Here is a 13950-nt window from a genome sequence, read left to right as displayed (position 1 = left end):
CTATCCATCAGCAAATACGCGGCAAACCCTCGCCATACAGTTCCGTGACAATTCGGGTTCCGCCGATTCCGGTTTTCACCAAAACCGTTCCGGTCTGCCCGGAAATGACACTTCCGATTTGGGCGGCATTGGCTCCGTATTGGGCGGAGCGCATGGCCTGCAGCGCTTTTTCGGCGTCTTCCCGTTCCACGACCGCCACCAGCTTTCCTTCGTTTCCCATGTAAAGCGGGTCCAGCCCAAGAATTCCGCAAAAGCCTTTTACCGCCTGAGAAACCGGAAGCCGGTCTTCTTCAAGCTCTATGCAGCAGCCAGAGGACTGCGCAAATTCGTTCAGCACGGTGGCAAGCCCTCCGCGCGTCACATCGCGCATCGCTTTAACCCGCACCCCTGCACGGAACAACGCGTTTACAATTTCGTTCAACGGCGCGCAGTCGCTTTGAATCTGATTTTCAATGCCCATACGGGAGCTTAATATCGCCGCGTGGTGTTCCCCCAAATAACCGGAAAGCAGCACCACATCGCCGGTTTCACATTGGGAAGCGCTCACTACCCGGCCGCGCGGAACAAAACCAACGCCCGCTGTATTGATATACACCCCGCCTTTGCCGTCGATTACTTTCGTGTCGCCGGCCACAAGGGAAACGCCGGCTTCGCGGGCCGTTTCCGCCATGGAATCGGCAATGCGGGCCAAATCCTCGCTGTCGGCACCCTCTTCAATAATAAACCCGCAGGTCAGATATTTCGGCTCGGCGCCGTTCATCAGAAGATCGTTAACGGTTCCGCATACGGACAGCCGCCCAATATTGCCGCCCGGAAAAAACACGGGGGTCACCACAAAGCTGTCCGTTGTCATGGCAATGGTTTCCGCACCAGGCACCACGGCGGAATCCTCCATCTTTGCCAAAACCGGATTATTGAACCGGTTTGCAAAGATTTCATGAATCAGCTCTGAAGTTGCTTTTCCTCCGCTTCCATGCGCCAATGTAATTTTCATATTGATGACCATCCTCTCGCAGATACCGGTCTGAGCATCCGGAATAAAATTTCAACACCAAACTCGTTCGACAAAATGGAAAAGGAATTGACGAATGAGGCGAAAAACCGCCCCAAAATAAAGTGTGAAAAGGAGTAACGCTTTACAGATGCAGAGTTATGTAAAGCAATAGCACTTTCCATATTTTACCATACCAAGTATAATTGGAAATATATAGAAAGCGATTTCCCTTTCCATCTATTTGCCCTTTATTCTCTTTTGTTTACATAATATTGATAGCAGCTGCCTTCCGTGGACACCATGCAAGCGCCCTGCGGGGACTGCGGTGTGCAGACTTTGCCAAACAACGGGCACTGCCGCGGCCCGATTGCGCCGGTCAACACCTTTGCGCAGCAGCAGGCGGGGTTAGCGTCATGGTCTTCCGTCAGCGCCACGCTGCCGGAATCAAACTGCTGGTATTCCGGGCGCAGACATAGTCCGGAACCGGGAATCAACCCCATTCCACGCCAGGAAGCATCGCACGGCATAAAGTATTTTTCCACCGACTGCTGTGCCGTATGGTTCCCACCAGGGGTGACCACGGACGGATACAGATTCAGGGCCTTGCCCATTCCCCTGCATTTCACCAAAGCGTAAAGCGAAAGCAGAATCTGTTCCGGTTCAAAGCCGGAAACCACGAACGGAATGGAGTACCGTTCTGCCAGAGGGCGGAAAATCTCACTCCCGGTTATAACGCTCACGTGACCGGGTGCCAGAAAACCATCGATGCCGCCCTGATTAGCGCAGACCCAGTCAATAACCGGCGGCATTGTTTTCAGCGAAGTCAACAGACGAATGTTCTGGATTCCGGCACGAAGTGCCTCTTCCAGCAGCATCGCATAAACCGGGGCGGTTGTTTCAAAGCCGACCGCAGCAAAAATAAAGGTTTTATCCGGTTCCGCCGCCGCAAGCTTTAAGGTATCCATCGGTGTGTACACCATGCGCACCTGCCCGCCCAACGCCTTTGCGTCGTTCAGGCTCCGGCTGCTTCCACGGACCCGCAGCAAATCGCCAAACGACACCACAACACAGCCGGGGGTCAGCGCCAGTTCCACCAGCCGGTCGATATATGCGGTTACCGTTACGCACACCGGGCAGCCCGGCCCGGAAATCAGTTTGATTTTCGGAGAAAGAATGCTGTGAATCCCGCAGTGCGAAATCGCCGCCGTATGCGTACCACATACCTCCATGATACGCATGGGTTCACCATCATAGTTTTGCAGATATTCCTGATATTTTGTCATAAGCTTTCGATTTCCTTAAATAATGCGCTGATGCTGTTTCCCTCTTCTTCGGAAAGCACCTGCAGAATACAGCCCGCATGAACCAGCACATAATCGCCCGGCTTAATTTTTACCAGACCCGCTTCCGCGGTAACCAGATTTCCACTAAAATCCACCTGTGCCTTAGTTCCGTCCACACGGACTACTTTTCCCGGCAATGCAACACACATTTTATTCAACCATCCTTTCGGGACCACTGAGAACCGTCTGTTTCCGGTACCATCTGCGCCGCCAGCCATGCTTGTCCCAAACTAATTCCGCCGTCGCCGCAGGGAACATCGGAATTTAGATAAACCGTAAATCCGTCCTCCGTCAGAAGACGCACACATTCCTCCGTTAGCAGGCGGTTGGAAAACACACCGCCGCTGAGGGCAGCGACCGTTTCGCCGTTTTTTCGCCGCACCGTACGGAAAACCTCCTGCACGGCACGGGCCAGCGCAAGATGGAAGCCCAGTGTAATCGCGGGCACTTCTACGCCTTGACGAACGGCTTTTGCAATGGACTGTACCAGAGCAACCTGGTCCAGTTTCATTATACCACGATCCTCTTTGATCTCAAAGTCCAACGGGTAGGGGATTATTTCCTGTGTTTTCGCCTGAGCCGCTGCGTTTTCCAGCGCAATGGCACATTCCCCTTCGTAGGTGTTATAGCTTCGGATGCCCAGCAGTGCGCTTACGGCATCAAACAGACGCCCCATGCTGGAGCTTTCCGCCGTGTTGATGCGATGGTTCAGCGCGGCGCGCACCATGGGGGCGCGCGGGTCGTCCGTTTCCTCCCCCGCCGCAAGCCGGTAACAAAGCGCGGTTAACGCCGCATCCTTCGACGCAGCATCGCCGCCACAGAGCGTGACATAGCTGAGCTGGGCAACCCGTTCAAACGAAGTGCCCCGGCAGTACAGGAACTCGCCGCCCCAGACGCAGCCGTCCGTCCCGTACCCGGTGCCGTCAAACGCCGCACCCAGGCAATGGCTCAGCCCATACTCTGCCATCACTGAAGCAACGTGCGCGTGATGGTGCTGGATTTTCAGCAACGGCAAGCCGGTTTGTTCTGCAATTTTGCCCGTCCGGTAACCCGGGTGCAAGTCACACACCGCCGCCGCGGGCGAAATGCCGAAAATCCGTTCCATACGGGTTAAGTTCTGCCGGTAAACCTGCTCCGAAGCGTACTCCTCCAAATCGCCGAAATACTGGCTCAAGTAGGCGCGCCCGCCCTGCATCAGACAGAAACAGGCTTTTAGGTCGCCGCCCATGGCGAGAATCGGCTTTTCCGCCTGCTGCTCCAAAAACAGCGGTGCAGGAACATAGCCCCGGCTTCGCCGGATTAACTGCGGCGTTCCGCAGATGACCCGCGCAACGGAATCATCCAGCGGGGTTACGATCCGCCGCGTATGGTAAAGCACACCGCCCAGCAGGTCCGGCTCCAAATTCAGCACGTCCTCATCCCGGATGAGAATTGGTTCGCCCGAAAGGTTGCCGCTGGTCATGACCAACGGGCCGCACGCGTCTGTAAGAAGCTGATGCAGCCCCGTGTAGGGCAGAAAAGCCCCCAAAAAGCGGCTTTCGCCACTCACCCCGTCGCAAAACGGTTCCGCCTTTTTCCCAAGCAGAACAATCGGCCTTGCAGGGGAGCGGAGCAGCGTTTCTTCTTCTTCGCTGACGGAACACACCGCACGGATGGATTCCATGTTTGGGAACATGACCGCAAACGGCTTTTTATCGCGCCGCTTGATTTGACGCAGACGCTCCACTGCTTCCGGATTCGTGGGCAGACAGGCAAACTGGTACCCACCGATTCCTTTCAGCGCCAGCACCGCCCCACTCTGAAGCAGGGAAATCCCTTTCTGCAGGGCGTCTTCTTTGCTCCGCGTTTCCTCGCCGTGGGAAAACAAAAGCTGCGGACCGCATTCCAGGCAGGAAATGGTCTGTGCATGACGGCGGCGCGTCTGTGTGGTATACTCCGTTTCACAGTCGCCGCACATAGGAAAGTCCCGCATGGTAATGCCTTCCCGGTCATAAGGAAGGCTTTCCAAAATGCTGTACCGCGGGCCGCAGGCCACACAACTGATAAACGGGTAACGGTAACGCCGGTCGGCGGGGTTCCTCATCTCATTCAGGCAGTCCTCACAAATCGGCAGGTCAGGCGGGAACAGCGGCGTTTCTGCATTACTGCGGGAGCTTTCGATAATCCGAAAGTCCGCAAATTGCTGCTCCGGCACCGGCCGGGTGACAACGCGCGCCACCTGTGCACCGGACGGCTGTTGCGATTTAAGGCGATGGAGAAAATTCTCCATCGCCTGTTTGTCGGCGGCGGCGGTAATTTCAACGACGCCGCTGTTATTTCGAACCGTACCTTTTACGCCGAGCTCCTCGGCAAGGCGCGCCACAAAGGGACGGTAACCGACTCCCTGCACCACGCCAAGAACAAAAATTGATAGCGTCATGGTATTCCTATACTTTACTTTCTATTGCCTTATGGCACTGCCTCCGGCAATCCCCGATTCGATCACGGGCGGCCATGAAAATCCGCACCGATAACCGAAACCGGAAAAAATCCCTAGAAAACCGCTGATTCCATCATCAAACAGCCCATTCAAAGCTACGAATCTTTTCGGCTTTAAAATAGCTGAAATCAGTGGATCCCCTTAGGCATTCTTTTTCTCTTCCGCCGCAGAGGCAGCCGATTCCGCCGGCTTTTGCGGTTTGGCAGCTGCAGCCGCTGCAGGCTTTGCCGCGGGTGCCACCGGGGGCTTCATCTGATCTGCCGGTTTGGTAAAGGTATCCGTACGCTTCTGTGCGTCCGGTTCCGTATAAGCTTGGCCCATGCTCAGGCACTTTTTCGGGCAGCTTACCACGCAGTTGCCGCACTGTACGCAGCCAAAGCGTTCAATCGACCAGGTGCCCGCCGCGCGGTCAACCTTAATCGCATCTGCAGGGCATTTTCTGGAGCACATGCCGCACAGGACGCAGGTGTTAATATCAATTACAACATGCCCTCTCGTGCGCTCCGGGTAGTTCCGCGGTTCCAGCGGATAGGCCCGGGTTGCAGGCGTGGAGAACAGGTTTTTCAGCTCTGTTTTCGCAAAAGAAAAAATATTCATTACGAACCCCCCTTACCTTTCGGTGCAGCTGATGCACGGGTCAATCGTCAGAATCATCATCGGAACGTCAGCCAGCTGACAACCCTTCAATGTTTCCAGCATGCCAGGCAGGTTGGCGAAGGTTGGGGTGCGCACACGGAAACGGTCGAGGAACTTGGTTCCGTTGGCCTTCACGTAATAAATAGCCTCGCCGCGGGGCTGCTCCACGCGCATAAAGTATTCCCCGCTCGGGAAGCCCTTAACCGGCACTGCCACCTCGCCGTCCGGAATTTTTTCCGCGGCCTGACGGATGATGTCGATGGACTGGAAAATTTCCTGAATACGCACATAGGTGCGGGCATAGCAGTCCCCGATATCGCTGGTAATGGGTTCCAGTTCAATGTTGGAATACGCTGCGTAGCCGCGTTTGCGGGTGTCCAGGGCAATGCCGCTTGCACGCATGAACGGGCCCACTGCGCCAAGATCCAGCGCCTGCTGCTTGGTCAGTATGCCAACGCCGCGCAGACGGGAATTGACTGTGTAATCGTTCAGGAACGTATCGGTCATCTCGCGGATATCCTTTTCCATATCCTTCAGCTTGGCCACAAATCCGCGAATCATGTCGTTCGGAACATCCTTAAGCTGACCGCCAATCTTATTGACGGAGGAAATCAGACGACCGCCGGTGGAAGCTTCGACCATATCCAGAATATTTTCGCGCAGACGCCAGCTCTGCATAAACAGGCTTTCAAAGCCGAACCCGTCGGCCAGAAGGCCCAACCACAGCAGGTGGCTGTGCAGACGTGACAGTTCGCACCAGATGGTGCGCAGGTACTTGGCGCGTTCCGGAATTTCAATGTTCATAATGTGTTCCACAGCTTCGCAGTAACTCATACCGTGCATAAAGCTGCAAATTCCACAAATACGTTCCGCTATATAAGTGTAATCGTTAAAATCCTTTTTACCCACAAGGCTTTCCAGCCCGCGGTGAATAAAACCGATGGAAGGAACCGCCTCGACCACCTTTTCGTCTTCAAGCACAAGGTCAAGGTGGATTGGCTCCGGCAGAACCGGATGCTGCGGCCCAAACGGTACAACGCTTCGGGTAGACATGGTATATTCCTCCTTTATTTAAAGGGCGTTTCCTTAGCAATGCGGTACAGCTTGCCCTGGTAATCGAGTGAAATCAGCTTGATTTTCACGCCGAACAGGTCCACCATTTCATTTTCGTAAAGGAATGCCGGCTCATAAATATCGCTGATGCTGGTTACCTCATCGTCTTCCCCGATTGCAAGGCGAAGGTTCACCATGTCATATTCCTTGGCAAAGGAATAGCTCAGTTCATATCCTTCTTTGGTACGGACCGCGCAGATTTGGGCCAGACGGTAACCGTCGTGTTTCATCTGCAGTACTTTCGGCACCAGGTCGCTCAGTGTAATGGTAATCAATTCCCCGTCTGTCATTCTGCCGCTTCCTTTCCAACTGATTTACGCTTTTCGTCCAACAGGGCGATGGCTTTCACCACACCGTCCATAATGGATTCCGGCCTTGCGGCGCAGCCCGGCACATAAATGTCAACCGGAATAACTTTATCAACGCCGCCCATAATATTGTAACAATCTTTGAAAACCCCGCCGTTGCAGGCGCAAATGCCGACTGCCACCACAACTTTTGGATTCGGCATCTGGGAATAAATCTGCTTTACAACGGATTCGTTCTGCTTGTTAATGCCGCCCGTAATCAGGAAGATATCGGCGTGTTTCGGGTTTCCGGTATTGATGATGCCGAAACGCTCCACATCATAAAGAGGCGTAAGGCAAGCCAACACCTCAATATCGCAGCCGTTGCAGCTGGAACCATCGTAGTGCAGAAGCCACGGTGACTTAGATACTTTTAACATGGATTTTCTGCCCCCTTATCTCAACTTGATCAAGCTGATGACCATCAGATTGATCACCCCGGCGACCAGGGTAACAATCCATGTGCTTTTCAGCATGAAATCCCATTTGACGCGGGGAAATACGTTATCAACCAAAATTTCAAGGAAATAAGAAATTGCCACGGTTACTATCACCACGATCGCGCTCCACCAGTCGGAAGTGGCAAAGAACAAGCCAACTACGCCCAGCAGGAACACGTTTTCATACCAGTGGGAAACTTCCACCAGAGCAAGAATATTGCCGGAAAGCTCCGTGGTAAGCCCCTTGACCATTTCTTGATGTGCATGATGCGTTGTGCTGAGGTCAAACGGGGACTTGCGGAACTTAATGACCAGCACCCATAAAAATCCAAGGTAAATGCCGGGCATATAGGCAACCGCCGGAATATTGCTGAAATGGATGATGTCCTTGACGGCAAAGCTACCGGTTACAATATAGAATCCGATTGCCACCAAAAGCACCATCGGCTCGTAAGCCATCATCTGCATCAGTTCCCTTTGGGAAGCCATGGAACCATACGGAGAACTTGCCGAGCAGGCCGACATCACAAAGAAGATGCCTGCCAAAGTCAGCGCAAAGAACACCAGCAGCAGGTCGCCGCCGGAGAAGAACAGGCAGCCGGTAAAAATAATGAACACCAAAAATCCGGCAACCAGAAAATCTTGAAGATCGTTTACCACAACGGACTGTTTGTTGAACAGCTTGTAAAGGTCGTAGAAGGGCTGGAGCACCGAAGGGCCCTTTCTGCCCTGCATCCGAGCCGTGATTTTGCGGTCGATACCGGCTAAAAGGCCGCCCGCAAACGGGCCGAGAATTAAGTATAGCAACAATGACACCACGGAGATGTTCATCCGATTGCACCCCCAATCGCAATAACCATAACAATAACGATTGCCGCGGAAGAAAGAATCAGTGAAGGCTTCAGCAGCTTATTCTCGCCGAAATAGTCCTCCATATACCAGTTGGCAAGGTACAGATCCTTTTTGTTCCCGAACGAATCCACAAAGGAACGGTCGTCCCCGGCGTTTGCACCGCTCATGTAGGACAACACGCGCGTGTCTTTCTTACCGAACGTAAGGATTCGTGCGGCAACCGGCAGAATCACGATCAGGCACAGCATCATCAACATGATATTGATGTTGCCGGTGCTGATAATATCCGGCACGGTGTTGTGGAACATATCCGCAAGGAAAGGCTCCACCAAACTATGCGATACCAGTGGGAACGTAATGACCAGCGCAATCATAATGACTGCGTGGGTAATCAGGGCGAACCACTGGCTGACTTTGGTGGTATTGGTCAGGTGACCCGACTGGTGCGGCACAGCAATCAGCTTGCCCAACCATTTCGTCCAGTAGAACAGCGTGGAGGCGCTGCCGAATACCAGGAAAACAACCAGCAGAATATTGTTGGAATCAATGAACGCCTTCAAAGCCGCCCATTTGGAAATCAGCATGCCGAACGGTGCAAGGAACATGCCGGCAATACCGATGATCATGATGAACGCCAAGCCAGGAAGACGGACAATGAGTCCGTGCATATCTTCAATATTGCGGCTGCCAGTCCGGTTTTCCACCGCACCAACAGACAGGAACAGCATGGACTTAGACACCGCATGGAACATCATGAGCAGCATAGCCGCCCAGACCGCTTCGTGCATTCCGATCCCAGCGCACGCGGCAATTAAACCAAGATTGGAAATCGTGGAATACGCCAAAACCTTTTTGCCGTCGCTCTGCGAAATAGCGAGCAAAGAAGCAACAAAGAATGTAAATCCACCCACCGTGGTTACCATGAACCCGGCAGCGTTTCCGCACATGGCAGGAGCCAGACGGATCAGTAAGTACACACCGGCCTTTACCATTGTTGCGGAATGCAGCAATGCGGAAGTCGGCGTTGGAGCGACCATGGCGCCCAGCAGCCAGCCGGAAAACGGCATCTGCGCGCTTTTGGTCAACCCTGCAAAAGCAAGCAAAATCACAGGAATTAGCACAGCCCCCGCAGCCGGTTTGGCTGTGACAAGTTCCTCTAGGTTCGATACATGCAGCACCAGCGAGCAGTAGGCAATTGCGAGTGCAAAGCCCAAGCCGCCCAACAGGTTCATCCACAAAGCCTTAAAGGAATTGTTGATTGCCTGTTCGGACTGATTGTAGCCAATCAGTAGGAACGAGCAGACGCTGGTAATTTCCCAGAAGAAATAGATCCAGGTCAAATTGCTGGAAAGCACCAGACCGAACATGGCGCCCAGGAACACAAAAAGCATAGCAAAGAAAAAGGAACGACGGTCCTTAAATTCCGTGTGATGTGAGTGGTAATCCTTCATATAACCAACCGCGTACACACAAATCATGGTGCCGACGATTCCGATAATGAGGCACATAACAACTGTGAGTTTATCTGCATAAATGTGAAACTTTTCCGTTTCGTCCGCACCGGAAAGATCCAGCCAGGCAATCAGGCCGGTCTGCACCACAGACAAAAGGGCCGCATAATATTTTTTATGACGGAACGACAGGAAAACCACCAAACACATAAGAAAGATTTCACCAATCAACATTATGAGATCGATGGTATGCGTGTTTTCGAGATACTCCACCGCTTTGCCCGAGCTTAACAGCCCGATGACAAAGTACAGCATGGCGGCCACAATCAGGGCGCTGCTGCCAAAAACGACATATTTTCTTGGTTTCCCGTGTTTCTTCATCAGTGCAAGAACAACTGCTGCAATAAACGGAAAACAAATCAGGAATGCTGCAACTTGCAATTAGATACCCCCTCATTTTTTTCACAAAAATCTGCTCACATTCACAAGTATGTCTATTATACTACTTTCTTGTGATTCTTGTAACAATTGGCTCGATAAAATCACCGTCATACTGCCACAACATTATCTGTCATTCGAAAAACTTTTTAGCAAAACTGCATTTTATGTCACATTATTTACCTTTTGTACTATCTTTTTTATAAAAATTTTGGATATTTTTACGATTTTATTAATGTTTTTAGAGTAATATAGAAAAGCTGTCTGTCAATGAAGTGCCAGACAGCTTTTCATATTTTTATGTTTTATTTATCGAATCGTGTTCTTTATTATTTTTAATATCTGCTGTGATTACTGGTCGGAAACCGGCTTGCGGCGGCTCGGCAAAACCTTTGCACTGACCGGAATCGTGATGACATTCACCAGCGGTTTCCAAACCACCATGGAAATGGAATAATCGACCATACTGTGAATCACCGAACCGACCCCAACCAGAAGCAGCACCGAAACGACATAGCCCTGCGCGTAATAAGCCTTTGACATTCCATTGCCAAAATAGAACAGCGTGACCACAACCACCTCGCAGGCCGCGTGGATGATGGACAGGAAGAAGCCAAACAGGGCGGATTTGCCCATAGTTTGCAGGGCATTGGGGGATTTTTTCAGGATCAGTGCACCTATCGTCGCAAACACCAGGTGACTCAGTGCACGCAATACCACAACCAACGGGAAGCCTGCAAATAAAAATCCGACGGCGCTTACCAGTGATACGGCAATCGCCACAACCGGAGAAATAAATACCGCAATAAAGACCGGAACATGGCTTGCCAAGGTAAAGGAAGCCGGTTCCAAAACGATTTTTGGGCAAAACATAGGAATAACAATGCCGATCGCGCTCAGCAGGGCGGCAATGGTAATGGTCTGCAGTTTTGAATCACGTTTCATAATTCCGTTCCTTTCTCTTATAAAAATAGTCATTACATGTGTCTTTACACCTGTAATGACTATTTTAAAGAAACGTGTCCGGAATGTCAAGTCTATTTTTGAAATAAAATATTCTTTTTTCTCAACTGATCCAGCATGATTTCGTATGCCTGTTCCGAACGGCACAGCACCGTATGCAGATGGATTCCATCCGTCAGGTTGCTGAGCGGGGCAGCATGGTTTTTCGACAGCCGGTCCAAAAAGTTGTCGACGTCGAAGCGGGAATAAATCTGCAGCTGGCCGGACAACTGACCATAAACAGGGTGCTCCACAATCACATCGATCACCCCGCAGCCGCTGTCTACAATGGTATACAGCTCTTCCCCGAGGTTCTCGCGGCTGTGCCGGCATGCAATGGTATGAATCATTCCCTCCGTGGGCGTACTGCGGTTCATGATATAACCCCTTGGGGTAGCGGAAATTTCCTCGTTTGCCGCACGGAGCAGTGCGATATCCCCTACAATAATCTGCCGGCTCACATGGAACTCAGCAGCCAGTTTTCCTGCGCTTACCGGTGTGGTACTTTGTTTCAGCAGTTCTAAAATCTGCTGCCGTCTTTGCGCAGCGTCCATTCGCTTTCCTTCTTTCTTCCTATCAATCCGTAATAAATGGGAACTATTCATTTATTGTATCATATGCGTTTCAAAAAGGGAACCGGTATGTGGAGGAAACAGAAAAGGGTACCGCAAAATGAATCTGCATCATCCCGCGGTATCCTCTTTCTGTTAATCCGTTTTGCAGCAGTGCCCGTTTATTGCCCCGCTTCGGCAGAATTTGGTTGTTCCCGCCGCGGCGGCGCCAAAACCTTCCATAAAAACAACATCAGCCCAACCCCCAGTAGAAGGTCACCCACGCTTGCAAAGCCGCCCAGCCGGCCAAGCGGCACGGGAATAATATCCCCAAGCGGATAAAGGTTCGCCCCGTTCACCGCAACAAAGTAATTTACCTTTTCCGCATAGACTGCTTCAGGCGTCATGCCCGGATACACGGTAAGCGCTAGGGGGGAAATCGGCATGCGGAACCCATTTGCCGCGATGACGCTGAAATTGCAGAGAGAGCCCAGCGCCATAAAAAGCATAGGAATTTTCTCCCACCGGTTGAGAAACAGAAATAGCAGGATGCAAAAATAGTACGCCGACATCAGCGGTCCCGCAAACCTTAGCGCGAATGCTGGGGCCCAGCTGATCAGCCCATGAAGCAGGAATCCGACGATCGGCAGCCACAACGCCCGGATGCAGACCAGGCCCTCCAACGTCGGTTTTGTGCCGCGGCGCAGATTTTCTACGACCGCAGCCAATCCTCCCACAAGGGCAAATATCAGCAGAATCATACCGCTTTTCGCTCCTCCGCCGTTATTTTTTCTTCCTGCAGCACCTGTAAAAACGCCTCTACCACCTTGGGATGAAACTGCCTGCCGCTTTCCTCATTCAGAATCTGCATGGCCTGTTCCACAGGCCGGCTGTTGCAGTAAGGGCGGTCACTGGTCATCGCATCATAAGCGTCTGCGGCGGAAACAATATAGGCTTCCAAAGGGATTTCGTCTCCCTTGGTATGACCCGGATACCCCATTCCGTCATAACGCTCGTGGTGGTGCAGGATAATTTCACGGGTTAAATGGCTCAGTTTTACATTTTTCAGAATATTATCCCCAATCTGAGGATGCAGGATAATCACACTGCGCTCCTCCGGGGTAAGGTAGCCCGGTTTGTTCAGAATACTGTCGTCAATCCCGATTTTTCCGATATCGTGCAGCAGGGCGGCGACCCGGATATCCTCGATGGAGCGATTCGACAGCCGCATTTTCCGGGCGATTTTTTCCGAATAGATTTCCACACGGTGGGAATGCCCCTCCGTGTAGCAGTCCTTCGCTTCCAGCGCGGCGGAAAGCGTTTTGACCATGTTATAATAATTATTTTTTACATCCAGGTACAAAACAAAGCTGTAGCGGGCCAGCATGAGCGGCAGCATAAAAAGAACCACCAGGTATGCTCCACCGTCCAGCGTCATGCACCATGCAATGAAAAAGCCCAACGGAGTAGCGGCCGCCAGATTCGGCAAAAAATCGATTAAAATCTTGATGAGCTGTGGGAAAAAGGGAACCTTGTTCATAATCGAAAACAAGAGCAAAAGAATTACACCGTTTGAGAGAAAGAACATAAAAGCCGCCACAATCATGGGGAGCAGCATTCTGGGAAGCTGAATCTTTCCTATGCTTCCGCCCAAGGCTTGATAAACGGAACCGGCCAAATAAATCGATATTGTATAATTTCCCGCGTTAAATGCTGTTTTGATAAACGGAACATTAAAGATGTGGTGCCATTTTTTCGGGTCCATGCTGGTCTGCACCGCAACAAACGGTGTGCTGACAAACGCCATTGCCGCTGCAGCAGCCGGCCCCCGATACAACAGCATGGCCAGACTGCAAATAAACGACATGTCCACCGCATAATCGCTGCGTATATAAATGGGGAAGCACCGGCACACAATATAAAGCAAAAAAAGGACCGCAGTGGAGAGTAATTCTTCCTTTATCCCCTTTGTGCCGGAGGTTCCCATGACCGATAGAACATACGAGTAGGTACAATATGAGCCAAGAATAAGTCCAATGGTAGAAATAAAGCAGGCATAAATTTTAGAAGATTGACTCATACTTTCCCCCTTTAATATAAAAAATCGGGTTTGCAAAAATTCAAATTACTGCCAAGAGAAGAATGCGCCGGCGGTAGCCAGTACAGACAGAATTGCCATAGCGGCTGTCATAATTTTTGCTTTCATCGATATAGCCCTCCATTGTATTGGACTCTGTTCATACGCTAGCAGAACAGGCTATATCCGCTTCGCTTATAAAATCAGTACCGTGCTGATTGCTGCAA

General features: G+C 51.6%; 14 protein-coding genes. All 14 read right to left on the bottom strand.

All coding sequences use genetic code 11. The features are described from left to right. Positions 1-7: 7 nt before the first annotated feature. The 14 genes from hypE to ACSVDI_RS02985 all read right to left on the bottom strand — a co-directional run bounded on the left by hypE (position 8) and on the right by ACSVDI_RS02985 (position 13726). Positions 8-994 (bottom strand): hydrogenase expression/formation protein HypE, encoded by a 987-nt coding sequence (hypE, locus tag ACSVDI_RS03050; RefSeq protein WP_457944632.1) that lies wholly within the window; start codon positions 992-994, stop codon positions 8-10. 248 nt (positions 995-1242) lie between these two features. After that, entirely contained in the window at positions 1243-2277 is a 1035-nt protein-coding gene (hypD, locus tag ACSVDI_RS03045) for a hydrogenase formation protein HypD (protein WP_457944630.1), read from the bottom strand. After that, positions 2274-2486, bottom strand: a complete 213-nt coding sequence (locus ACSVDI_RS03040; RefSeq protein ID WP_457944629.1) for a HypC/HybG/HupF family hydrogenase formation chaperone — start codon at positions 2484-2486, stop codon at positions 2274-2276. Before ACSVDI_RS03040 ends, hypD begins: the two co-directional genes overlap by 4 nt. A gap of 5 nt (positions 2487-2491) precedes the next feature. Beyond that, positions 2492-4756, bottom strand: coding sequence for a carbamoyltransferase HypF (gene hypF / locus ACSVDI_RS03035; protein ID WP_457944627.1), 2265 nt, complete (start codon positions 4754-4756; stop codon positions 2492-2494). A gap of 201 nt (positions 4757-4957) precedes the next feature. Continuing rightward, positions 4958-5413: a 4Fe-4S dicluster domain-containing protein gene (locus ACSVDI_RS03030; RefSeq protein ID WP_457944626.1), complete on the bottom strand. Its 456-nt coding sequence runs from the start codon at positions 5411-5413 to the stop codon at positions 4958-4960. Between the two features lie 12 nt (positions 5414-5425). Next, on the bottom strand, positions 5426-6505 hold the full coding sequence (locus ACSVDI_RS03025; protein WP_457944624.1) for a hydrogenase large subunit: 1080 nt from the start codon (positions 6503-6505) through the stop codon (positions 5426-5428). 14 nt (positions 6506-6519) lie between these two features. After that, entirely contained in the window at positions 6520-6855 is a 336-nt protein-coding gene (locus tag ACSVDI_RS03020; RefSeq protein WP_457944622.1) for an NADH-quinone oxidoreductase subunit C, read from the bottom strand. Next, the gene (locus tag ACSVDI_RS03015; RefSeq protein WP_457944620.1) at positions 6852-7292 is read right to left on the bottom strand and encodes an NADH-quinone oxidoreductase subunit B family protein; all 441 of its coding nucleotides are present in this window, start codon (positions 7290-7292) and stop codon (positions 6852-6854) included. Before ACSVDI_RS03015 ends, ACSVDI_RS03020 begins: the two co-directional genes overlap by 4 nt. 15 nt (positions 7293-7307) lie before the next feature. Continuing rightward, complete coding sequence (locus ACSVDI_RS03010; RefSeq protein ID WP_457944618.1) at positions 7308-8171, bottom strand: respiratory chain complex I subunit 1 family protein; 864 nt, start codon at positions 8169-8171, stop codon at positions 7308-7310. Between the two features lie 8 nt (positions 8172-8179). After that, complete coding sequence (locus ACSVDI_RS03005; protein WP_457944616.1) at positions 8180-10096, bottom strand: NADH-quinone oxidoreductase subunit 5 family protein; 1917 nt, start codon at positions 10094-10096, stop codon at positions 8180-8182. A gap of 348 nt (positions 10097-10444) precedes the next feature. Beyond that, the gene (locus ACSVDI_RS03000; protein WP_457944614.1) at positions 10445-11038 is read right to left on the bottom strand and encodes a hypothetical protein; all 594 of its coding nucleotides are present in this window, start codon (positions 11036-11038) and stop codon (positions 10445-10447) included. Positions 11039-11130: 92 nt separating this feature from the next. Next, complete coding sequence (locus ACSVDI_RS02995) at positions 11131-11649, bottom strand: 3H domain-containing protein (protein ID WP_457944612.1); 519 nt, start codon at positions 11647-11649, stop codon at positions 11131-11133. Positions 11650-11828: 179 nt separating this feature from the next. Further along, positions 11829-12407 carry a DUF5317 family protein gene (locus ACSVDI_RS02990; RefSeq protein WP_457944610.1) on the bottom strand — a complete coding sequence of 193 codons (579 nt, stop codon included), beginning with the start codon at positions 12405-12407 and terminating at the stop codon, positions 11829-11831. Beyond that, positions 12404-13726 (bottom strand): HD-GYP domain-containing protein, encoded by a 1323-nt coding sequence (locus ACSVDI_RS02985; protein ID WP_457944608.1) that lies wholly within the window; start codon positions 13724-13726, stop codon positions 12404-12406. The genes ACSVDI_RS02990 and ACSVDI_RS02985 overlap by 4 nt, the downstream gene beginning before the upstream one ends. Positions 13727-13950 lie beyond the last annotated feature (224 nt).

It is taken from the genome of Caproiciproducens sp. LBM24188 (assembly GCF_054130445.1).
Note: the sequence above shows the minus strand (reverse complement) of the source record. Positions and strands in the feature narration are given on the sequence as shown.